At 58.5% G+C, this 23,418-nt stretch carries 13 protein-coding genes and 7 pseudogenes; 6 read left to right on the top strand and 14 right to left on the bottom strand.

From position 1 onward, the window contains the following. Positions 1–10: 10 nt before the first annotated feature. From purH to edd, 10 genes and pseudogenes are all read right to left on the bottom strand, one after another. Positions 11–1,590 (bottom strand): annotated as a pseudogene (purH, locus tag JCM25414_RS18425) (bifunctional phosphoribosylaminoimidazolecarboxamide formyltransferase/IMP cyclohydrolase). A gap of 54 nt (positions 1,591–1,644) precedes the next feature. After that, the gene (locus JCM25414_RS08065; RefSeq protein ID WP_025841296.1) at positions 1,645–2,178 is read right to left on the bottom strand and encodes a metal-dependent hydrolase; all 534 of its coding nucleotides are present in this window, start codon (positions 2,176–2,178) and stop codon (positions 1,645–1,647) included. 191 nt (positions 2,179–2,369) lie between these two features. Further along, complete coding sequence (locus JCM25414_RS24855; protein ID WP_242403441.1) at positions 2,370–3,089, bottom strand: TolC family protein; 720 nt, start codon at positions 3,087–3,089, stop codon at positions 2,370–2,372. Between the two features lie 73 nt (positions 3,090–3,162). Beyond that, positions 3,163–3,840, bottom strand: a complete 678-nt coding sequence (locus JCM25414_RS24850) for a TolC family protein (RefSeq protein ID WP_242403440.1) — start codon at positions 3,838–3,840, stop codon at positions 3,163–3,165. Continuing rightward, the gene (locus JCM25414_RS24845) at positions 3,837–4,331 is read right to left on the bottom strand and encodes an efflux RND transporter periplasmic adaptor subunit (protein WP_408734881.1); all 495 of its coding nucleotides are present in this window, start codon (positions 4,329–4,331) and stop codon (positions 3,837–3,839) included. Before JCM25414_RS24845 ends, JCM25414_RS24850 begins: the two co-directional genes overlap by 4 nt. 392 nt (positions 4,332–4,723) lie before the next feature. Beyond that, positions 4,724–4,930 (bottom strand): annotated as a pseudogene (locus JCM25414_RS27010) (HlyD family secretion protein); the annotation flags it as partial. Positions 4,931–4,933: 3 nt separating this feature from the next. Next, positions 4,934–6,313, bottom strand: coding sequence for an MFS transporter (locus JCM25414_RS18410; RefSeq protein ID WP_051535771.1), 1,380 nt, complete (start codon positions 6,311–6,313; stop codon positions 4,934–4,936). Beyond that, the gene (locus JCM25414_RS24840) at positions 6,286–6,492 is read right to left on the bottom strand and encodes a hypothetical protein (RefSeq protein WP_051535770.1); all 207 of its coding nucleotides are present in this window, start codon (positions 6,490–6,492) and stop codon (positions 6,286–6,288) included. The genes JCM25414_RS18410 and JCM25414_RS24840 overlap by 28 nt, the downstream gene beginning before the upstream one ends. A gap of 265 nt (positions 6,493–6,757) precedes the next feature. Beyond that, positions 6,758–7,376: pseudogene (locus JCM25414_RS18405) on the bottom strand (bifunctional 4-hydroxy-2-oxoglutarate aldolase/2-dehydro-3-deoxy-phosphogluconate aldolase). A 25-nt stretch (positions 7,377–7,401) separates the two neighbouring features. Next, positions 7,402–9,232 (bottom strand): annotated as a pseudogene (gene edd, locus JCM25414_RS18400) (phosphogluconate dehydratase); the annotation flags it as partial. 300 nt (positions 9,233–9,532) lie between these two features. On the opposite strand from edd, the gene JCM25414_RS08035 reads away from it, so the two are divergent. The 6 genes and pseudogenes from JCM25414_RS08035 to JCM25414_RS18390 all read left to right on the top strand — a co-directional run bounded on the left by JCM25414_RS08035 (position 9,533) and on the right by JCM25414_RS18390 (position 18,032). Continuing rightward, a complete protein-coding gene (locus JCM25414_RS08035; RefSeq protein WP_051535769.1) occupies positions 9,533–12,463 on the top strand; it encodes a TonB-dependent receptor domain-containing protein in 2,931 nt (976 codons plus the stop codon). A 163-nt stretch (positions 12,464–12,626) separates the two neighbouring features. Further along, positions 12,627–14,262: pseudogene (locus JCM25414_RS18395) on the top strand (FGGY-family carbohydrate kinase). A 111-nt stretch (positions 14,263–14,373) separates the two neighbouring features. Further along, positions 14,374–15,267, top strand: a complete 894-nt coding sequence (locus JCM25414_RS08025) for a carbohydrate ABC transporter permease (protein WP_025841294.1) — start codon at positions 14,374–14,376, stop codon at positions 15,265–15,267. Between the two features lie 4 nt (positions 15,268–15,271). Further along, the gene (locus tag JCM25414_RS08020) at positions 15,272–16,099 is read left to right on the top strand and encodes a carbohydrate ABC transporter permease (protein WP_025841293.1); all 828 of its coding nucleotides are present in this window, start codon (positions 15,272–15,274) and stop codon (positions 16,097–16,099) included. A gap of 39 nt (positions 16,100–16,138) precedes the next feature. Beyond that, positions 16,139–17,242, top strand: a complete 1,104-nt coding sequence (locus tag JCM25414_RS08015) for an ABC transporter ATP-binding protein (RefSeq protein ID WP_025841292.1) — start codon at positions 16,139–16,141, stop codon at positions 17,240–17,242. A 17-nt stretch (positions 17,243–17,259) separates the two neighbouring features. Further along, positions 17,260–18,032 (top strand): annotated as a pseudogene (locus JCM25414_RS18390) (SDR family NAD(P)-dependent oxidoreductase). A 300-nt stretch (positions 18,033–18,332) separates the two neighbouring features. Here the strand turns inward: JCM25414_RS18390 and JCM25414_RS08005 are convergent. The 4 genes and pseudogenes from JCM25414_RS08005 to JCM25414_RS07990 all read right to left on the bottom strand — a co-directional run bounded on the left by JCM25414_RS08005 (position 18,333) and on the right by JCM25414_RS07990 (position 23,379). Further along, a complete protein-coding gene (locus tag JCM25414_RS08005; RefSeq protein WP_025841291.1) occupies positions 18,333–18,968 on the bottom strand; it encodes a glutathione binding-like protein in 636 nt (211 codons plus the stop codon). Between the two features lie 28 nt (positions 18,969–18,996). Then, positions 18,997–19,809 (bottom strand): Cof-type HAD-IIB family hydrolase, encoded by an 813-nt coding sequence (locus tag JCM25414_RS08000; protein WP_025841290.1) that lies wholly within the window; start codon positions 19,807–19,809, stop codon positions 18,997–18,999. After that, a pseudogene (locus tag JCM25414_RS18385) lies at positions 19,809–22,180 on the bottom strand (phosphoketolase family protein). Before JCM25414_RS18385 ends, JCM25414_RS08000 begins: the two are co-directional and overlap by 1 nt. Beyond that, positions 22,177–23,379, bottom strand: coding sequence for an acetate/propionate family kinase (locus JCM25414_RS07990; protein ID WP_025841289.1), 1,203 nt, complete (start codon positions 23,377–23,379; stop codon positions 22,177–22,179). Before JCM25414_RS07990 ends, JCM25414_RS18385 begins: the two are co-directional and overlap by 4 nt. Positions 23,380–23,418: the final 39 nt, after the last annotated feature.

The raw sequence follows: 23,418 nt of genomic DNA, 5'->3' as shown, positions 1-23,418 counted from the left end.
GCCCTGACCGTTAGTGACGGAAATGGCGCATACCGGTAAAGACCATCGCTATGCCGGCCGCATCGGCTGCATCGATCACCTCCTGATCACGGATCGACCCGCCCGGCTGAATGACAGCGACGGCACCCGCAGCGATCACGCTCTCAAGCCCGTCAGCGAAGGGGAAGAACGCATCAGAAGCTGCGACGGAACCCTGCGTCAAAGCAACGGCCTCCCCTGCGGCTTCGGCAGCGTCCAGGCTCTTGCGCGCTGCGATACGGGCTGAGTCAACGCGCGACATCTGACCGGCGCCGATGCCGACCGTCGCGCGATCCCTGGCGTAGATCACGGCGTTGGATTTGACGTGCTTGGCGACACGGAACGCGAAAAGCAGATCGGCCATTTCGGCCTCGGTCGGCGCACGCTTGGTAACGACGCGCAGATCGGCCTCCGTCACCTGCCCCGCGTCACGGCTCTGGGCGAGAAAACCGCCAGCAACCGATTTGAACGTCAGCCCCTCGGAGATCGCCGAAGGCACACCACCCGTCAGCAGCAGACGCAAATTCTTCTTGCGGCTCAGAACGGTCTTTGCGCCCTCTGTCGCATCGGGTGCGACGATCACCTCGGTGAAAATCGTCGCGATCTGCTCTGCTGTCGCCTCGTCGAGCGGGCGATTGAGCGCCACGATACCGCCGAAAGCCGAAACCGAATCGCATTTCAGCGCGGATTTCCAGGCGGCTTCGAGCGTCTCGGCACTGGCGACGCCGCAGGGATTGGCGTGTTTCACGATCACGACACTCGGCTTGTCGAACTCGGCGACGGCCTCGAAAGCAGCATCGGTATCATTGAGATTGTTATAGCTCAGCGCCTTACCCTGGATCTGGGTCGCAGTGGCAATGCCGTAACGCTTCTCTGACGTGACGTAGAAGGCCGCATTCTGATGCGGGTTCTCGCCGTAGCGCAGCAACTCGCGGCGGGCGCCGCTCACCGTCATGGTCTCGGGCAACGCGTCACCGCGCTGACCGGCAAACCATGCCGCGATCATGGAATCATACGCAGCAGTATGGGCGTAGGCGGCACCGGCCCAAAGCTGACGCTCTGCAGGGTAGAACCGCCCTGGTTCAGTGCTTCAATGAGCGCTGCATATTGTGCCGGCTCCGTCAGAATGACGACGTGATGGTGGTTCTTGGCCGCAGCGCGAATAAGGGCGGGGCCGCCGATGTCGATATTCTCGATGCAGTCCTCAACGCCTGCACCTGACGCTACTGTTGCAGCGAAAGGATAGAGGTTGACGCAGACAAGATCGATCGGAACGATGTTGTGCTGGTCCATCTGGGCAAGATGCGCCGCAAGGTCGCGACGCCCCAGAATGCCACCATGAATCTGCGGTACAAGCGTCTTGACGCGACCGTCCAGAATTTCAGGAAAACCGGTGTGGTCGGACACATCGGTCACATCGAGCCCGGCATCGCGCAGCGCCTTGGCTGAGCCGCCGGTCGAGAGAAGCTGCGCCCCCTGCGCGACGAGCGCCCTGCCGAGCGCGATCAGCCCCGCCTTGTCTGAGACGGAGAGAAGTGCCCGGCGAATGGGCAGACGATCGGGAGAGGACATGACGGGCTCCGGAATGGCTGATTTTCAGTGCTGCTCTTAGTTGCCTGAGCCCGTTTAGGCAATGAAGGCGTGGCGCTGCACTCTGTACCCGTCATGAAGCAGATTACGGGAAAGATAGTGATAGGTGACGCAACTCAGCAGACCCAGGCAGCAGACGAGAAGGAGATATTCCCTGAAACTGCCGGTCTTTGCATACGGCCAGAGCGAAACCCTGTGTTTCGATAAAGGATAAAGCGCCCAACAGCCCCCGGTCATCAGATCAGCGACAATGTGACTGAGATACCCGACGAGGAACGCACCCCACGCAGAGTATAGCGACGGCGCACCTTCGAAGTGAAGCAGCGCCCAAGCGGCGAGAACCGGCACGAAAAAGGAATGGGTAAGCGTGCGATGTCCGCACAGGCGGGAAAGCGGTCGCGAGATCCAGATCATACGGCAGCCAAGGAGCGATCTTTCCGTATCGAGATCAGGCGCAAGACTACCGAGCCCGGCTGCGCAAAGGCTCATCAATGAAAGAGGTAGATACCCCATTGACGACGCCGTGATGGCGGAGGCAACACCAAGAACGATATGAGAACGTCCGATCATGCCGCCTTATGACATCACCTTGACTCTCTCGTCTATCCCTTTGATTCTATGTCTGAGTTCTCCCGAGCGTGGTTATGCCCGGACAGACTTCGCCTGAAATAGTATAATCGTTTAAAAACAAATAATTGAAATGGAATTCTAAGATATTACCCAAGGGAAGCAGAATTCCCATTTCATAAGAGAGGATCGCTTTATCCAGTTGGTTTTAAAGAATTTTTCTCTGTGAACGCGGGGTATTCCCAGCCACCACCGAGTGCCCGGTAGAGCGAAACGAAAGACGTCGCTATCTGAATGCGATTGGCGGAGAAATTTGCTTCGGCTTCCAGCGCCGTGCTCTCGGCCATATCCACCTGAAGAAAGTCAACGGCGCCCTCACGATATTGCTGCTGGGCAATCGCGACAGCATTCCGGCTTTCCTGCCAGGCTATTTCGGTCTGGATCAGGCGCTTCTGGGCCTGCGCATAAGCCGTCAAGGCGTTGTCCACCTCGTTCCACGCTGTCATGACCGTCTGATGGAAAGCCAGTGCCGCGTCTTTCTGCTCGGCTTTCCTGAGGGCCAGCGTTCCGCGCAGGCGCCCCCCTTCAAAAAGCGGTACGGAGAGCGTTGGACCAGTGGCAAACTGGCGAGACGGAAGCGAAAAGAAATTGGCCGCTGAAAGAGTCTGGGTGCCCATCTGTCCGGTCAGGGTGATGTCAGGATAGAACGCTGCAATCGCCACCCCAACCCCGGCAGTGGCTGCATGAAGGCGTGCCTCGGCCTCGCGGATATCGGGACGCCTGCGCGCAAGCGCCGAGGGGAGCCCGATAGGGGCTGCCGGGACGACAATCGGCATCGTGCCATCACGGCGCGCCAGCTCGATAGCGAGACTGCGCGGCGGCTCATCGAGCAATAACCCGATGGCATTGATCAACGCGCTCTCGGAATTGCGCAGAGTAGGCAGGGCCGATGCCGTGTTGGCCTGTTCGGTGCGCGCCTGCGCCAGGTCAAGCGTAGTTGCAGCACCATTGCCGAAGCGGGAGCGACAAGCGCCACATCATGGTCGGCCACTGCCAGATGGCGTTCAGTAATAGCAAGTTGGTCCTGCACGCCTCTGAGCTGCATATAGGAGGTGACGAGCGTTGCAGCGTGCTTAGAGCAAGACCATGCCGCGCCTCGACCGCGGCTTCCTGCGTGGCATGCTGTGCCTCGACCGCTCGCCTGATCTGCCCGAAAAGATCGAGATCCCATGAGGCGCCCAGCGTGTTCTGGAAGAAGTCATATTCGTTGGGCGCACCCGTTCTCGGTTGCACGAGAGAGATGAATCCCGTTTCGCTCTGATGTGTGCGCGTGTACGAACCCGCCCAGCTCATATTGGGCAGGCCCTGCGCAGCGGCGATACGCGTCTGCGACCGGGCTTCCTGAATGCGCTGCATACCGCGTTGCAGGTCGATATTCTGCACCGCAAGGCGTTCGATCAACCGGTTGAGTTCAGCGTCGTTGAAAAGCTTCCACCAGGCTGTGTCGACTGGGCCGCCATAGGTCGCACCTGCCAGCCCCTGAGGCTCCTGTCCATAATGCGTTGGCGCTATGACATCGGGGCGCCTGAAATCGGGCCCCATCGTGCACCCTGCAAGCAGGGCCGTCGCGAACCACGCCGCAGTAACACGCCTAGAGCGCCTCATCGGGCCGTGATCCCCGACGCACTATGCTGCTGCTCATCAACCACGTTCTCGAGATGCGTATCGACACTCGTTTCGACCGAGAACCCCATGCGCAGCAGCTTGGCCAAAGGCTGATTGGGAGCGACAATGATCTTCACCGGCAATCTTTGCACGATCTTGGTGAAATTTCCCGTGGCATTTTCTGGTGCGATAGGCGCAAAGGCCGCGCCGGAAGCCGGAGGAATACTGTCGACAATACCGTCCAGATCCATGTCATAGGCGTCTACATGGATACGTGCATGCTGACCGGGCCGCATGTGGCGCAAAGCGATTTCGCGATAATTTGCCATGATCCAGAGCTGATCCATGGGCACGACAGCCATCAAGGCCGCGCCGGGAGCCACATAATTGCCTGACTGCACTGTCTTTTCACCGACCATACCGTCGAAAGGTGCCCGTATCTCGGTATAGGAGAGATTGAGTTCGTCCTGCCTGATGATGGCCCGGTCGATCTCGAGCGTCTTGAGCGACGCTTCGTGCCGCGCGCGCAGAATGGGAATATCGCTTCCGCCGCCGCGATACGTGCATTCATGCTGCGAAGATTGGCTTCCATCTCCCTCATGGAAGCGTCAGTCAGCTGCTTCTCCTGATTGGAGCCTGCCCCTGTCTGGGCCAGGTTATGATAGCGCTGTGCGTTCTGACGGGCATAGACAAGCTGAGCCGTGATACGCGCCGCCTCTGCCTTGCTTTCCTCGATCATGCTTGGCTGACGTTCGACCGAAGCCTGGGCATCGCTCACGAGGGCTTCGTCGTGCACAAGCTGCGCTTTGCTGCGCATAAGGGCCGTCTCATAATCGCTCGGGTCGAGCCGTGCCAGAACCTGCCCGGCCTTCACGCTCTGGTTGTCATCCACCAGCACCTCGACCACCTGCCCCGGCACACGCGGTGCGATAGTGGCGTAATGAGCCGTGACATAGGCGTCATTCGTCCAGACGTGTCGGGTCGGCAGGAAGATGATCGCCAGAACGACACCGCAGAACACCACGATGACAAGAGCCGTAACGACGAACGGCCATTTTGCCGGGGCGCTTTCTTGATCGTCAGAAGCCATGGGTCAGGACTGTTTCTTTATGAACATGAGACGGGGAGGAAAAGTACGTTGCGGCAACAGGAGAACCGACACCATCAGACAAACCGTGATGGCCGCGATGATCATGTAGGCGTCGGATAATTCCAGAACCGTCGTCTGATGCGCCAGTTGCGACTTGAACGTCACAAGAGAGTCTGCCGCGCGCGGCGTCCCATCGGGCAAAAGAGGTGCAGGTTTCTGGAGCGGGAGCGCATTCGCCTGATAGGTGCGATAGCGATCGACACCGATACGGTCGGTCAGGCGACTGGAATGCAACCCACCCCGCCAGCGATGAATAAGCTGCAGAAGCCAGATGCCGATAGCCTGTGCAACAGCACGCGGCGTGTTCACCATCGCCGCAGCAAACGGACCTTCCGCAGGGACGAGCGAATTTGTCGACATCATCAGCAGGGGCATGACAATCATGGCCTCACCTGCCCCCATGAAGATCTGCCAGAGATAGAACTCGTTGCGGTTCCACCCGACCGTCATGAAGCTGTCCCCCGCACAGGCCATGAGGATCAGCATCATACCGAGCAGACTGACGATACGGCTATCGACAGCTTTACTGTTGAGCACCAAGGCCATCAGAGGCAGCATGATCAATTGGATACAGGCTATCTCGAGCGTCACGAGATAGATCTGCTCCGGCCGATAACCGGCCACCTCCTGCAGGAAGCTCGCTGGCAGCGTCGATGAAGCGAGCGAGACCACCAGAAAAATCAGCAATGTTGAAGCGCCATAGGCAAAATTCCGTCTGCTCAGAAGCTGGAAGCGGAAAAGCGGCGTATGCTGGTTCCATTCATTGTAAACCAGCAATGGCAGGCAGATCAGAGCGACGAGCGCCAACACGCAGATCGCGGGTGAATTGAACCAGTCGAAACGGTCGCCCTGCTGCAGCATGGTCGAAAACGATCCGAAGCCGAACAGGATAAGGAGCGCGCCTTTCCAGTCGAAATAACTGAAGCGCTTGTAGTTCGGTCTTTCAGCTGGAAGCCCATACCAGAGCAACGAAATGGCCAGACTTCCGAACGGCACAGCCTGCCAGAACACGAAGCGCCAATCGACCAGATCTGTCCAGAGGCCAGCGAGAGCCGTACTCAGATTCGGAAAAAACGTAGCCGTCAGCGAATAAGCCGCAAGCCCGTATAGCCGGATCGGCGGCGCCAGAACGCGCAGTGCAATCATCAGCACAAGAGGAATGGCAAAGCCCCCGGCGAGACCCTCAACGATACGCAGCCCGTAGAGCAGCGTCAGATTATCGGTGAAAGGAATGAGCGAGGCAGAGAGGCTCGCAGTCAAGGCAACGCAGATCGCAAATCGCCGCACAACAAAAGTCAGCGCCAGCCAGGGCGCAAGCGACATGCCGAAAATCTCTGCTGAAAGATACAGACTGTTGAACCACGTACCGGCATCGTGCTCAGGCCGAGGCCGCCAAGAATATCGGGTAACGACTGTGACGAAACCTGCTCGTTCAGCTCGGTCGTCATCGCCAGAACGATAACGCCAGCCAGACCGAAATAGGAGCGCCCCTGTTTGGTCATGGGCGCGCAGCACCACCATGGTTTTTCGCGAGGGCACTTCTTGGACACATAGCGGTCTATTCCGCGATTCAAAGCGAACTTGCAATCGGGTGGACACTAAAACTTAAATTAGCGCCGCGAAAATCCTGCCATGAATGTCAGGCGAGCCTCAGCGTGTCTTCGGCCTGCCGATACGCGAAGCCCGAATTCTGCCCGATGAGTCAGGCTGTGGATGATGTCACGCGGAAGACAGAGATCTCGCGCATGACACACACCAAGTTGTGTTCTAGCGCCCGAGCGAGGAAGCGCGATGAGCACGCGACTCGATTGCCCCCGCGTCGAACGGTCCGCTCGTCAGCCATGAGCCGCCGACACAGCTCACAGCAGGCTCAGCTAGCCATTCGGCGGCATTATCCTCGCTGATACCGCCTGTCGGACAGAAGCGCGCCTTGCCAAAAACAGAGGCCAGCGCCTTCAGGCAGGCAATCCGCCATTAGCCATGGCAGGGAAGAACTTGAAGCGACTCAGCCCCAGATCGAGGCCACGCATGATGTCACCCGCATTGGCGACACCCGGCAGAAGGGGCACATCATGGCGCTGTGCTGCGGCGGCAACCTCGGACGTCAGGCCGGGGCTGACAATGAACTGCGCACCGGCATCGACGGCACGAGACAGATCGTCACCATTCAGCACGGTTCCGGCGCCGACATGAGCGCCTTCTACTTTCGACATCTCGCGAATGGCCTCGAGCGCACATTCTGTGCGCAAGGTCACTTCAAGCGTGGTCAACCCGCCCGCGACCAGCGCCTGTGCGATCGGGCGCGCCAGTGACAGATCCGGAATGACCAGAACCGGAATGACCGGACATTTGGTCATCACGCGTCCAGCATTGTCGTGTCGAGCATGCATATCTTCCTTATCGAGTTCTGCACCGTGACTATCCATCACGTCTTCCATGGCGGCGAGCATCGCCGAGCCGCCCTTTTCCGCGCTGTCGGAACGGCTGCGCATGAGGGTGAACAGCTCGCGCCCCGTGCCTGCCCCGCCCAGAGGCGGCTGTGCGGGCTTGCGCGCCTCCCATATCGCAGGATCGACCAGCGCCTCAATCTCGCCACGGCGGGCACAGATGCGCAGGATGTCGCCATCCTCAATGCAGGCAATTGGCCCGCCTGACTGCGCTTCGGGGCAGATATGAATGGCCGCAGGCACCTTGCCGCTTGCCCCAGACATGCGACCATCGGTCAGCAGCGCCACACGGTAGCCCTTGTCCTGCAATACGGCGAGCGTGGGCGTCAGACGATGCAGCTCGGGCATGCCATTGGCGTCTGGCCCCTGAAAACGAACGACCACAATCACATCGCGGTTGAGCTTTCCGGCCTTGAAGGCGGTGATGACGTCTTCCTGCGTGTGGAACACGGCAGCGGGTGCTTCGATCGTCTGACGATCGTCATCAACGGCGCTGGTCTTGTAGATACCTCTCCCCAGCGACCCCTGAACGAGACGCATGCCGCCATCCTTGCGGAACGGATCTTTCGTGTCGCGCAGCACGCCACGATCGGCAGAAGCTCGCGCAGCGCTGTAAAGCAGGGCCTCACCTTCAAGACGGACGCGGCACGCGTAATCGGCGAAGCGCCCTTGGACACGGTCATGATATCCTGATGCAGCATGCCACCATCGCAGAGCGCAGCGATGAGGGTCGGCAGCCCGCCGGCCTCCTGCATGGCATTCACGTCAGCCGAACCATTGGGATAGGCTCGGGTCAGCAGCGGCACTGCACCAGAGAGCGTGTCGAGATCGCTCCAGTCGATGCAGATGCCCGCAGCGCGCGCAATCGCCGGAAGATGAATAGCGTGGTTGGTCGAGCCACCCGTCGCGAGTAGACCGACAGCGGCGTTGACGATCGCCTTCTCATCGACAAGCTGGGCCAGAGGACGATGATCCTCACCGGGTCGCGCAATCTCGACAAGGCGGTGAACGGCCTTGCGATTGAGCGCCTGACGGATACGGCTGTTCGGATTCCAGAAGGCGGAATCAGGCAGCATCAGCCCATCAATTCAACCATCATCTGGTTGGTATTGGCCGTGCCATAGAAAGTGCAGGTACCCGCGCTGTGATAGGAGGCAGCTTCCGCCTCCATCAGCGCACTGGAATCCACCTTGCCTTCGGCATAGAGCTGGCGAACACGCTGCTTCTCTTTATTGGGCAGGCCCGAGGTCATCGGTCCGGCAGGCACAAGCAGTGCAGGCAGATGCCCGAAGCGCAGAGCCCCCATGAGCAGACCGGGCACGATCTTGTCGCAGATACCCAGAAGCGCCACGCCCTCGAACATACCGTGACTCAGACCTATGGCTGTGCCCATGGCGATATTGTCGCGAGACAGCAGCGAAAGCTCCATGCCCTCCTGCCCCTGCGTGACGCCATCGCACATCGCGGGCACACCACCCGCAACCTGCACCGTCGCACCGAGTTCGCGGGCATAGAGCTTCATCTGATCGGGGTAGCGCGCATAAGGCTGATGCGCGGAAAGCATGTCGTTATAGCTGGTGATCACGCCAAGATTGACGCCTCCCCCGCGCATGAGACGCGCTTTGTCCTCTCCTGAAGCCGCAAGGGCATGGGCCAGATTGCCGCAGGCCAGACGCGGGCGTGAGATGCCCTTCTGACGATTGCGCTCCATCAGGGCGAGGTAACGACGCCGCGACACGGCGGAGCGCTCGATGATGCGCTCGGTGACGGAAGCAACGACGGGATGAAGAGACATGGCGGCTCACCAGGGGCTGTGTTTCTGCTCGCGATTTCGCGAAGTGAGCCGTTGTAAAGTTTCTGTGATCTTGGGGTCAAGAGTGGTCGCGCAATAAAATTCCCCCGAAAGGCAAGTTTTTAAATTTTTATAACATTGGCAATGCAACTTCCTGTTGCATGCGGAACACATCGCAATGAAAATGTCACAATTACGATGAATGACGTCACGTTACGTTATTGAAACCCTTGATCACGTTGTGCCATCTCGGGGGTAATTCGGCGTTCCTTCCGCCATCATTTCTTTTCGCGAAAGTGACCAATGGCCATTTCCCGCATTCGCCTCCGCCATGCCTCGCTGCTGCTCGGTGCGACAATTCTTGCCGGCGTGAGCGTCACGGCTCAGGCAACCACAAACACGACCACCACGCAGAAGGCGGCACACAAGACCGCCACCAAGCGCAGCGCCCATGCAGCGACGAAAGCCGCGGTAGCGAGCTCAACACCCGCTGCGGTTTCGGCTGCAACGCCGGTGCGCATGCGACGCAGTGCTTTGCAAAGCCTCTCGGGCCCGGTCCCTGCGGGAAATGAGAGCATCACGGTCGTTGGCTCGGCGCTCAGCACGTCGAACAACACTAACGCCAACCCGGTCCAGATCATCACTGCCAAGCAGATCGCCCAGACAGGCGTCAATAACCTGGGTGACTACTTCATGCGCCTGCCCTCGGTAGGGTCGAGCGGCACGACCAATTCCGTGACCAATGGCGGCGGTGGTGTTTCCTGCGTCGATTTGCGTAATCTCGGCCTGTCCCGCGTACTTGTGCTGGTTGATGGCAAGCGCACCACGGTCAATGGCGCCGCCAACTGCGTCGACCTCAACGCGATCCCGATCCAGCAGGTCGCCAGCGTCGAAATCCTGAAGGACGGTGGCTCCGAGCTTTACGGTGCCGATGCTGTCTCGGGCGTGATCAACATCAAGATGCGTCACGACATCAACACCGGCAACGTCACCATGCGTGGCAGCATCTCGCAATATGGCGACGCGCCCGAGGGTATGCTTTCGGCCTTCAAGGGCTGGAACTTCGACCACGGTAAGGGCAATATCACCCTGTTCGGCCAATACCTGACCTCAACAGGCGTGATGCAGCGCAATCGCTCTTGGGCAAACCCCGTGGCGCAGACAAATCCCACCAATGGAGAGCCAGTCTTCGGCTCGGGTTATCCGACCTCAGGTAGGTTCTACCCCGATAGCAGCGCGTCGTCGTTCACGAGCCATGATAATGGCAAGACTGTCGTGCCATTCACAGCGAGTGATCGCTATGCGTTCAACCGCGATCAAAGTCTGACGAACAACTATCAGGATTCGTCGCTCTCGGGTGACACGCACTACGACGTCAACAAGCACCTCACCTTGTACGCGAACGTATTATACAGCCATCGCACGACGAACAGTTTCCTGGCGCCAGTACCTGTTACGGGTTCCATTCCGCCCAGTGCTCTGCCGAATTCAATCTACGTGCCTGGTGATTATCCTGGCAATCCATTTGGCGAAGAAACCCAGGTCTATCGTCGTATGAGTGAGTTCGGCTCGCGCCGCACCGAGCGGGCTTCCGACACGGTGACAGGCATGTTTGGGGCCAAGGGTGAGATCTACAAGGGGTGGATGTACGATGCATCCTACACCTATGGTGTAAACCGCGAGCAGGTCCGTACACTCAATGTCGGTAATTATGCCAATCTGCTGAATGCCTGGGGCCTCAGTGTTGACGAACCCGGCAACCCTGACAGCAAACTAAGCTACGACCCCTCGGTCTGTCAGGCCTCAGCTGGCTGTGAATTGTCCTCGCCCTTCGGCCGACTGTCACAACAGGGCGCAAACTACGCCAATTACACGACCGTCGAGAATATCCAGTACCAGTTCCGCGATACCAATTTCCGTGTCCACAACAACCATGTAGTCTCCATGCCGTGGAAAAACGGCGGCGATCTCGGCATCGCCCTCGGCATGGAACATCGCAGCGAGCAGGTGAGCGACAGCCCTGACCCGCTGGTTCAGCAGGGTATCGCGCTCACCAACACCCAGGCCTATTCGGGTGGCGGCTTCAACGTCTCTGAAGGCTATCTGGAAGGTAAGCTCAACCTGTTGAAAAACGCCTTTCTTGCGAAGGATCTGACGATCGACGCACAGGGTCGTTACTCGTCTTACAACACGTTCGGCGGCGCGAAGAACTGGAAGGTCGCAATCAACTGGGCGCCCAATCGCGATATCCGCTTCCGCGGCACACTGGGTACGTCATATCGTCAGCCCAACGTCTACCAGATGTTCGGTGGCCAGCAGTTGAGCTATGAATCGGCAAACGATCCTTGCTCGCAGGTCGCAAGCTACGGCGCCTCATCGGCAACTGTTGCCGCCACCTGTGCACGTCAAGGTATTCCTGCGAACTTCACCATGGTCAGCCAGGGTCAGGTGCCAACCCTTCAGGGCGGCAATGCAGCTCTCAAACCGGAAACAGGTCGTACCTATACCTTTGGGACGGTCATCACACCGCATTGGATTCCAGGTCTCTCGCTCTCTGCTGAATATTGGCATTATACTGTTAAGAATATGATCAGCGCGATCGGCACGCAGTATCTTCTCGATCAGTGCTACACGGGCGGGAATACGAATTACTGCAACAGCATTGTTCGTGCTCCGAACAACCAGATCCAGACAGCCTCAGCACTGTATGAAAACCTTGGTGGTCTGCGCACAGGTGGCCTCGATCTCGATCTGGATTATGCGTTCCGCATCACCCGCCATGATCGCCTGAGCCTGAGCAATAATTTTCAGCAGCTCATCAGCTATCAGCAACAATATGTACCGGGCGGTCAGTGGTACAATTATGACGGTCGCCTGCTTTATAACAACGGCTCCGGTCAGCCGCGCGTCCGTAACTATACGACAGCGACATGGCGTCATGATGCTTTCAGCTTCACCTACATGATGAGCTATACAGGCGGCATGGTATGGAACGACCAGACCGTTGACCTGACAAAAGCTACGGGAGGACGTTACAAGACGCCGGGCATCTTCTCGCATGACATTACCCTCGGCTACCAGCTGAACCGGTGGAGCTTTCAGGCAGGTGTACGTAATCTGTTCGACAAGAAGCCCCCTTATGTCGTGGATGGCGCCACCAACACGAACGTCTACCAATACGGCAACCTTTTCATCGGTCGTAATGTCTTCGTGCAGGCAGGTGTGGATTTCTGATCCACCGCTCCTGAAAGATGACCTCGAAACCCGGCATCCCAAGATGCCGGGTTTTTTTGTGCGATATCTCATACAGATTGAGACAGATCACACGCATTGGTGAATTGCATCCCAGAAGCTGAGTGGGAATATGACAACTTCGTAAGAGTTTGGATGAGTTCCCATGGAAGTTGTGATTGGCGTGGATGTCGGGACAGGCAGCGCGCGCGCCGGTGTGTTTTCCCTGACCGGGCAGAAGCTTGCTTCCTGTGTGATCGCAACCCAGACCTGGCGGCCTCAGGCTGATTTCATTCAGCAATCCTCCACGGATATATGGGCCGCTATCTGCAAATGCGTACGCACCGCCATGGGCGAGCTTGCCGGAAAGGCCTCCGTCGTTAGAGGCATCGGTTTCGATGCGACCTGTTCGCTCGTCGTGCTCGACCGCGAGGGCAAGCCCCTTTCCGTCGATCCGAAAGGCGCGACAGAGCAGGACGTAATCCTGTGGGCCGATCATAGGGCCATGAAAGAGGCGGACGAAATCAATGCGGGCCAGTATGATGTGCTGCGCTATGTCGGTGGGACCATCTCGCCCGAAATGGAAACACCCAAGCTGCTCTGGCTCAAGCGCAACATGCCAGAGACCTTTTCCGGGGCCAGATATTTTTTCGATCTGCCAGATTACCTGACCTGGCGCGCTACCGGCGCCGACTCCCGCAGTTGCTGCTCGACCGTGTGCAAATGGACCTATCTCGCCCATGACAAGGGTTGGGACGACAGCTATTTCAAGGCAATCGGTCTCGAAGAGCTCGTCGATGAAAAATATCGCCGTATCGGTGACACCGTGCGCTCTCTGGGCGAAGCGTCGGTAATGGGCTGAGCGAGCTCGCAGCGCAGGAACTCGGCCTCGACGCCGGCATTCCCGTCGGCGTCTCCGCAATCGATGCCCATGCGGGTGGGATCGGCGTTCTCGGCGCCGCATCGGGCGAAAGGCTCGATGACGCTGCGCTAGATCGCAGCCTCGCCTTGATTGGCGGCACGTCAAGCTGCCACATGGCCGTGTCGCGTGATGCCCGTTATGTCGACGGCATCTGGGGCCCTATTCGGAGGCAATGCTGCCGGGCATGTGGCTGAATGAAGCAGGCCAGTCTGCGGTCGGCTCGCTGGTGGATTTCGTGATCACGACCCATGCACAGGGTCCGGCCCTGGCGGAAACGGCAAAAGCCGAGGGCCGGACGGTTTATGAATTGCTCAATGAGCGTCTTGCCCAACTTGAAAAAGACACCCTACCGGGCACGCTGACGGCCGAGTTTCATGTGTTGCCCGATTTTCATGGCAACCGTTCACCTCATGCCGATCCGACACTCAAAGGCATGGTAAGCGGACTCAGTCTCTCGGCGACGATCGACGATCTGGCCAAACTCTATCTCGGCACCATACAGGCCCTGGCCTATGGCACACGCGATATCATCCGCGCCCTCAATGAAAAGGGTTACGCGATCGATACTATTTTCGCGACGGGGGGCGGCACCAAGAACCCCGTCTTCCTGCGCGAACATGCCAATGCCACGGGTTGTCGCATCATGCTGCCGCAGGAGACCGACGCCGTGCTACTGGGCTCGGCCATTCTCGGTGCTGTTGCAGGCGGCGCCTATGACGACATGCGCAGTGCAATGTCGCAGATGGCGCGTGTCGGGTCCGAGATCGCGCCGGACGAGCGCACGAAACGCTATCACGAAGCAAAATTTGCCGTGTTCCAGTCGATGCATGAAGAGCAACTGCGTCATCGTACCCTGATGCGTGAAGCGCTTTCTGCCTGAGCGTCTCTCTCCAAAAGCCGGGGACGTCCTGCAGTCAAAGGCGTTCCTCTCTTGCACCAGTGTTTTCCTTCACAGCCAGTACAGGCGGCAAGCCGCCTGCGGAGCTCGCCTATGGAAGCCGTCATTGCCTCACCGGAACGGGTGAAACGTAAATCAGGTGCGGGAGCGTTTCTCTCCCCCGCTGTGATTATTCTACTGATCTGGTCTCTGCTGCCCCTCGTCCTGACACTCTGGTATTCGTTCCAGAACTACAACCTTGTCGACCCGACGCTGAAGGGTTTCGCGGGGTTCAGCAATTATGTCTATCTGCTGACCGACCCCGATTTTCTTTATGCTCTGCTCAATACGGTCCTGCTCGTCCTGGGCGTGCTGGTCGTCAGCGTCGGGGGCGGTATTCTGCTCGCGATCCTTTACGATCAGGATTTCTGGGGGCGCGGCATCGCTCGCGTACTGGTCATATCGCCGTTCTTTGTCATGCCAACCGTCTCGGCCCTTCTCTGGAAGAACCTGATGCTGCACCCGATATACGGGGTGTATAGCGCCATGATGCGGGCTGTCGGGCTTCAACCCATAGACTGGCTCGCCCATTACCCGATGCAGACGGTCATGATGATTGTCGCATGGGAATGGCTTCCCTTTGCCGTGCTCATTCTTCTGACTGCCGTGCAGTCACTCGATCATGAGCAGAAAGAGGCAGCGCGCATGGATGGTGCCGGATCGATTGCCCGGTTTCGCTATATCATCCTGCCGCATCTAAGCCGCGCGATTACAGTCGTGATCATGATCGAGACGATCTATCTCCTGACTGTGTTTGCCGAAATCTCGGTCACGACCTCCGGTGGTCCTGGCGTTGCCTCGACCAATCTCGCCTTCCTGATCTTCTCACGCGCATTGCAGCAGTTCGATATCGGCGGTGCATCGGCTGGCGGCGTGATTGCGATCATCATCGCCAACATCATCGCGGCCTTCCTCGTTCGTGCGGTCGCCCGCAATCTGGAGGCATGAGATCATGGCAAGCAAAACGAAACGCCTGCCCAAAATCGCCCTCGGCCTCATCGGCTGGGCAGTGGCGGTGTGGATCTTCTTTCCAATCTTCTGGATGTTGCTGACGGGCTTCAAGAGCGAGATGGATGCGATCTCGACACCCCCGCACCTTATTTTTCACCCGACATTGCAGAGCTATCACGACGTTTTTGCCCAGGAAAATTACTGGCACTTCACGTTCAACACCGTGTTCATGTCGGTGCTCGCCACGGGTGGCGCGTTGCTCCTTGGCGTTCCGGCCGCCTACTCCATGGCGTTTTACCCGGGCAAGCGCACGCGCGGCACGCTGCTCTGGATGCTCTCTACCCGCATGCTGCCGCCGGTTGGCGTTCTGGTACCGGTCTATCTGATCGCCAAATCGACGGGTCTGCTCGATACGGTTATCGGTCTGGCCATCATCAACCTCCTGACCAATCTGCCGATTATCGTCTGGATGCTCTATACTTTCTTCAAGGAAGTACCGGTGCCGATCCTTGAGGCCGGCCGGATGGACGGCGCCAATCGCTGGCAGGAAATCAGCGTGGTGCTCTTGCCCCTTGCCCTGCCCGGCATAGCGTCCACCGCCTTGCTCTCGCTCATCCTATCCTGGAACGAGGCTTTCTGGTCACTCAACCTGACCTCATCCAACGCGGCGCCGCTGGCGAGTTTCATCGCCTCCTTCTCGTCGCCTGAGGGGCTGTTCTTCGCCAAGCTCTCTGCTGCGTCGACCCTTGCTGTCGCACCGATCCTCGTTTTCGGCTGGTTCAGTCAGAAGCAGCTCGTGCGTGGCCTGACCTTCGGCGCCGTGAAATGACCCCTATTGTCTGCCTCTCACGCTCTCCTGGAGTGACCCATGGCCAAAGTTGAACTGCGCGATATCCGCAAGACCTATCACGCGGAAGAAATCATCAAGGGCGTTTCGCTCGACATCAATGATGAGGAATTCGTCGTTTTCGTCGGCCCCTCAGGCTGCGGCAAGTCGACCCTACTGCGTATGATTGCTGGTCTGGAGGAAATCTCGGGCGGCGATCTGATTATCGACGGCAAACGCGTCAATGACGTCGAGCCCGCCAAGCGTGGCCTCGCCATGGTCTTCCAGTCCTATGCGCTTTACCCGCATATGAATGTCTATCAGAACATGGAATTCGGCCTGAAACTGGCTGGAATGCCCGAGGCCGAGCGACGCCAAAAGATTACCGATGTCGCTAAAACGCTTCAGCTCGATTCCTATCTCAAGCACAAACCCGGGCAGCTCTCTGGCGGCCAGAGACAGCGCGTGGCGATCGGGCGCGCCATTGTACGCAACCCCAAGGTGTTTCTGTTTGACGAGCCGCTATCGAATCTCGATGCAGCCCTACGCGGCCAGATGCGCGTCGAACTCGCCACGCTGCACCGCCGCCTGAAGGCGACGACCATCTATGTCACGCATGATCAGGTTGAGGCCATGACCATGGCTGACAAGATCGTGGTCCTGCAAAAAGGTGTGGTCGAACAGGTCGGTTCGCCACTTGAGCTCTACCACCATCCGCGTAACCTTTTCGTTGCCCGCTTCATCGGGTCGCCCCCGATGAATTTCCTGCCCGTGACCGTACGCGCCGTCAGCGGAGAAGGCATTGCTGTGGCCCTCGACCATGGCGACCCTGTCGTCGTTCCGGTCCTGCCGGGCGAGAGTGCCTCGGCAGAGGCGATGACGCTCGGAGTGCGGCCCGAGCATATCGTTCTCGATCCGAACGGACAGATCGAAGGCACCATCCGCATGGTCGAACGCCTCGGCGCCCTGACGCTCTTGCATGTCGCAATGCCCGATGGAGCGCTGATTATCGTGCAGACCGACGGCGATCATGGTGGCGAAGTAGACAGCTCCGTGCGCCTGCGCCTGCTCTCCGAAAATTGTCATCTCTTCGACGCAAGAGGGATGGCGCTGACAAAGCTCATGCGCCACCGTCTCGCCGGTTAACAAGAAAGTCTCTTCCTATGTATATGGAAAAACTGCGCCTCGACGGACGTACCGCTGTCATCACCGGTGGCGCCCAGAATATCGGTCTGTGCTGCGCGACTGCTCTGGCGGAAGCCGGCGCCCATGTGGTCATTGCCGATCTCGACGGCGCCAAGGCCGCTGAATCGGCCAAGAGCCTGACAGATCAGGCCTGAAGGCCTGCAGTGTGGCGATGGATGTCACGTCGGAAGCCAGTGTTACGCAGGCGGTCGACACCATCGTCGCAAAGCACGGCAAGCTCGACATCATGGTGGCCAACGCTGGCATGTGCATCTCGGAGGTCAAGGCCGAGGACATGACCGAAGACCAATGGCTCAAGCAGATCAATGTCAACCTGAATGGTGTGTTCCGCTGCTGTCAGGCCGTTGGCAAGGTCATGATCAAGCAGAAAAGTGGCTCGATCGTCGCCATTGGCTCTATGTCGGGTCTGATCGTGAACCGTCCGCAGGAACAGGCAGCCTACAACGCCTCCAAGGCTGGTGTGCATCAGTATATCCGGTCGATCGCGGCTGAGTGGGCACAACATGGTATTCGCGCCAACGCCGTGGCACCGACCTATATCGAGACCACACTGACGCGCTTCGGTATGCAGAAGCCCGCGCTCTACGATCGCTGGATCGACGGCACGCCGATGGGCCGCGTGGGCCAGCCGGAAGAAGTGGCTTCTGTCGTGCAGTTCCTGGCCTCAGACGCCGCCAGCCTCATGACCGGCTCGATCGTCAGCGTCGATGGTGGCTTCACCGTCTGGTAAGACGGCAAGTCGCACCTTTTCCCCTCCCCAATAAGGGGGGGGGAAACTTCAGCCCCTCGCTGACACACCCCGGCGTAGATGCACATGGTGGGCGACGCTCATCAGATTAGGCACCGTTTGAGGACAGACGATCCAGCTCAATTTTCAGATTCCGATCTGGAAGATCGTGGCTGCTCCACACGCGCCGCCCACCAAAGCCACGCGCTGCTCGCATCTAACATGGTGAGGACGCGCGAATGCGAGAGGCATCGCCTGATCAGAGATGCCGGGTCAGTTTTCTTCATATCAGGCCGCGATGTTTCAGCGTCTCGCTTCCTGCGCCTTGGCGTGGGCACGCTGTGTTGCAGGGCGGGCCTCTATGGCCTCTCGCCATGCCTTGATAGCGGGGAATGAGTCGATATCGATCCCCTGCTCTTTCCACGTGCGGGTCCAGGGGTAGGTCGCCATATCCGCAATTCCATACTCATCACCGCTGACGAAAGGATGCGCTTGCAGACGGGTCTCCAGCACCTCGTAGAGGCGTCTGGTCTCATCCTGATAACGCTTGATTGCGTATGGAATTTTCTCTGGGGCATAGAGCGAGAAATGATGGTTCTGTCCGAGCATTGGACCGAAACCGCCCATCTGCCAGAACAGCCATTCAAGCGTCGCAATCTTCTTGCGAGGGTCATTAGAGAGGAACAGCCCCGTCTTTTCTGCAAGGTAAAGCAGGATTTCGCCCGACTCAAAAACGCTCAAAGGCGCGCCATCGTCCGCCGGAGTGTGATCGACGATGGCTGGCATCTTGTTATTGGGGGATATTCTTAGGAATTCGGGCTTGAACTGGTCGCCCTTGCTGATATCAACCGGAATGATCCGGTACTCGAGCCCTGCTTCTTCGAGAAACAGGGTAATCTTATGGCCATTGGGCGTCGGCCAATAATAGAGATCGATCATTGGGCGTTATCCTGATCCGTTAGACAGATCAGGCGGTAACGCCTCCGAGCACGTAGCGTTCAAGGCCGATAGCAAATCCCTCTTCCTCACAGGAGGTGGTGACATGGGTTGCTGCGGCCTTCACTGTATCATTGGCCTGCCCCATGGCGATCGACATGCCGCTTTTTGCAAACATCAGCATGTCGTTGGGCTGATCGCCCATTGTCACCATCGCCGATGCAGGAATATCGAGCAGGGTCTCAAGCGTTGTGACGACCCCGCCTTTATTGGCGTCACGATTGGTGACGTCTACATAATAAGGCTGAGAGCAGGCCGCAGAGGCCGTTTTACCCAGAGCTGCCTGCAAATCGCGTTCGAGCTTCTTCATGAGATCGAGATCGTCGCTGACCCCGGTGATCTTGACCACATCGTCGAGATGCCGTGAGACATCATCGACGCGTGGAGCGAATTTCACAGTCCATTCCTCGCGGGAAACATGGGGAGCATCCCAGTCACCCACAAACCAGTCATGGCTGGTGTAGATCCAGGGGTCGGCCCCATGATCACGAATGATCCCGAGAACCGTGTTCACCTGGGCATGGGTGAGCCGCTTGGTGTCGATGACGCTCCAGTCCGGGTGAACCAGAACGCCACCATTGAAACCGGCGATCGGCAGATCGATCGCCAAAGGTTCAATCAGCATCGCCATGCCGCGAGGGGGGCGCCCGCTCGTGATGGCAAACCGTATACCCTTTTCTTTCAGGGCATGAACGGCGCGGATGGCTCGCGGTGTCAGGATCTTGTCCCGCGTCACCAGCGTACCGTCCACATCGGCGAGGACGAGTTGAACCGGTTCCGACATCAGCCCCTGTTCCCCTGCCATTTCCAGTTCAGGATCTCGGGCATGTCCTGACCATGCTGGGCGATGTAGCGCTTATGTTCGACGAGCTTGTCGTTGATCATCTGCGTGACATAGGCCGCATGACCCGAGAGTGACGGCACACGACGCACGGCGTTCAGAATGATGTGGTAACGGTCGAGATTGTTACGCACAGTCATGTCGAACGGCGTGGTGGTGGTCCCTTCTTCTCGGAACCCGTGAACATGGAAGTTTGCACGGTTGCTGCGACGATAGATCAGACGATGCACCAATTGCGGGTAGCCATGGAAGGCAAACAGAACCGGCTTGTCCTTGGTGAACAGATTGTCGAACATGACATCGTCCAGTCCGTGAGGATGCTCGCTCGGCGATTGCAACGTCATCAGATCGATCACGTTCACAAAGCGCACCTTGAGGTCAGGTGAGTGTTCACGCAGAAGCTGAACAGCCGCCAGTGCCTCGACGGTTGGCACGTCACCTGCAGAGGCAATCACGAGGTCGGGATCGAAGCCCTTGTCGTTGCTCGCCCATTGCCAGATGCCGATACCCTGGCTGCAATGCGCGATGGCCGCATCGATATCTAGCCATTGATGTTCGGGCTGCTTACCCGCCACAATGACGTTGATGCGATCCCAGCTCTCCAGGCAGTGCTTGGCCACATACAGCAGCGTGTTGGCATCGGGCGGCAGATACACGCGGGCGATATCGGCCTTCTTGTTCACCACATGATCCATGAAGCCCGGATCCTGATGGCTGAAACCGTTGTGATCCTGACGCCAGACATGCGAGGTCAGCAGATAGTTGAGAGAGGCAATAGGGCGGCGCCACTGAACTTCTTTTGCCGATTTGATCCATTTCGCATGCTGGTTGACCATGGAGTCCACCAGATGGACGAAGGCCTCGTAGCACGAGAAGAACCCGTGACGACCCGTCAGCAGATAGCCTTCCAGCCAGCCTGAATGGTATGCTCGCTGAGGATTTCCATCACCATACCATCGGGTGCGAGATGATCGTCGTAAGAGCGCGTCTCAGCAGTCCAGGCGCGGTTGGTCACTTCGAGCACGTCATTCAAACGGTTCGAGTTGTTCTCATCCGGCGACAGCACGCGAAAATTGCGGCTCTCAAGATTCATGTGCATGACATCGCGCAGCCACGAGCCGAGAATGCGGGTGCTCTCCCCCTGCACGGCCCCGGGGGACGGCACGGTCAGGGCATGACCTTCGATATCCGGCATACGTAGCGGACGGCGCAGTTGACCGCCATTGGCATGAGGATTGTCGCTCATGCGCAACGTGCCTTCAGGGGCGAGCGCTGCGATTTCGGCGTGGAGACGACCGTTCTCGTCGAAAAGCGTCTCCGGCTTGTAGCTACGCATCCAGTCTTCAAGGATCTTCAGATGGCCCGGCTTCTCGAGATCGGTCAGCGGCACCTGATGCGAGCGCCAGTAGCCTTCGCAACGCTGGCCGTCCACTTCCTTCGGTCCGGTCCACCCCTTGGGGGTGCGCATGATGATCATCGGCCAGGTAGGACGCTCGGCCGTATTCTCGGAGCGCGCACGCTTCTGGATTTCCGCGATCTTGTCGAAGCACTCGTCCATGGCCTTCGCCATCGCCTGATGCACGACATCCGGGTCGCTGCCCTTGACGATGATCGGCTCGTAGCCATAGCCACGGAACAGATCCAGCAGCTCGGTCTCGGGAATACGGGCCAGAACCGTCGGATTGGCGATCTTGTAGCCGTTCAGATGCAAGATCGGCAGAACGGCGCCATCATTGCGCGGGTCGAGGAACTTGTTGCTGTGCCACGAGGTCGCAAGCGGCCCCGTCTCGGCCTCACCATCACCCACAACACAGGCAACGATGAGATCAGGATTGTCGAGCACCGCGCCATAGGCATGGGAGACAGAGTAGCCAAGCTCTCCGCCCTCATGGATCGAACCGGGAGTGGTCGCTGCCACGTGGCTCGGAATACCGCCGGGGAAGGAGAACTGCTTGACCAGACGGCCAAGGCCCTCGACGTCCTGCGAAATTTCCGGGAAATATTCGCTATAGGTACCTTCGAGATAGGTCGCCGCGACAACGCCGGGCGCTCCATGGCCTGGCCCCGCGATGAAGAGCACGCTCTTCTGACGCTCCTTGATGATACGGTTGAGGTGCAGATAGAGCAGCGTCAGCCCCGGCGTCGTGCCGAAATGGCCGAGCAGGCGCGGCTTGACATGCTCGAGCTTCAGCGGATCGCGCAGAAGCGGATTATCCAGAAGATAGATCTGGGCAACCGAAAGATAATTTGCAGCGTGCCACCATTTATCGAAAAGGGCGAGTTGCGACGCGGAAAGCGGACCTTTTTCGGTCATGAGTTGTGACTTCCTTCCATTATTCTTTTTGTTTGGCGAAAGATTGTTGTTTCCTCATCCGCAGGAACAACCAGCACCATGACCCGTCCCGATCGTTGGCTGATCGTAGGACGGCCGGCAAGGTTCGCGTCTTCGCAGAGCTGCACGTCGAGCCATTTGAGCCTCTGACACACAGCGCGGCGGAAAGTGGCATCATGCTGACCGATACCCCCCGTGAAGACGATGGCATCGACCCCACCCATCTGCGCGATGAGGCCTCCTGCCTGCTGCACAAACCGTTCGACAAACATATCGAGGGCGAGTTGCACATTTTCATCAGCGTCGTTCTCTCGCAGAACGCGCATATCACTCGAAAGCCCGGAAACACCGCGTAAACCAGACTTGTAGTAGAGAGTGTCCTGAACCTCTTTCGGGGTCAGATTTTTCTGCTGAAGGAGATAGAGAACGGCACCCGGATCAATGCTTCCACAGCGCGTCCCCATCATCAGACCATCGAGAACCGTCAGGCCCATCGTCGTCGCGACGCTGCGACCATGCACGAGCGCACATAGGCTGGCGCCATTGCCAATATGGGCAACCAGGACACGCTTATGGGCGATACTCGGAAAGCGCGCCTCAAGCTCGCTTGCGATGAAATCATAGGAGAGCCCATGAAATCCGTAGACCCGCGCCCCTCCTTCCAGCAGTTCTGACGGAAGTGGGAGACGCGTCCGCACCGTCGGTATGGTGTGATGAAACGACGTGTCGAAGCACGCCACCTGCAACAGCTCGGGTTTCTGCTCTATGAGAAGCCGCATCGGCGCGATGCTGGGCGGCTGGTGCAGCGGCGCAAGCGGAATGAGCGCCTCGAGCTGTCCGATCACATCCTGATCGACACGGGTAGGGCCTTCGAAGCTCGGCCCGCCATGCACGACCCGATGGCCCACAGCGGCAATGCGGGAACCACTATCGAAGCTCTCGACGAAATTGAGCACATGTCGAATCATCTGGCCATGAGCATCGCCCTGGTTATCGCCAGATTCTATGACCATACGCTTGCTGACACCATCCGGGGTGCGTGACGTCAGGATGGCACCCCCGGCCTGGTACTCTACCAGACCTGAAAGCAATCGCTCCGACGTGCCCGCCTCGTCGAACAAGGCAAACTTGATGCTCGATGAGCCTGAATTGAGCGTGAGAATGGTTCTGCTGTGAGACACGGACTGTCCTCGAAATGCCCGGCGCCATTGCCGACATCC

Origin of the sequence: Asaia platycodi JCM 25414 (assembly GCF_000614545.1) — a bacterium.
GTDB classification, from domain to species: domain Bacteria; phylum Pseudomonadota; class Alphaproteobacteria; order Acetobacterales; family Acetobacteraceae; genus Asaia; species Asaia platycodi.
This window is presented reverse-complemented; position numbering and strand designations above follow the sequence as displayed.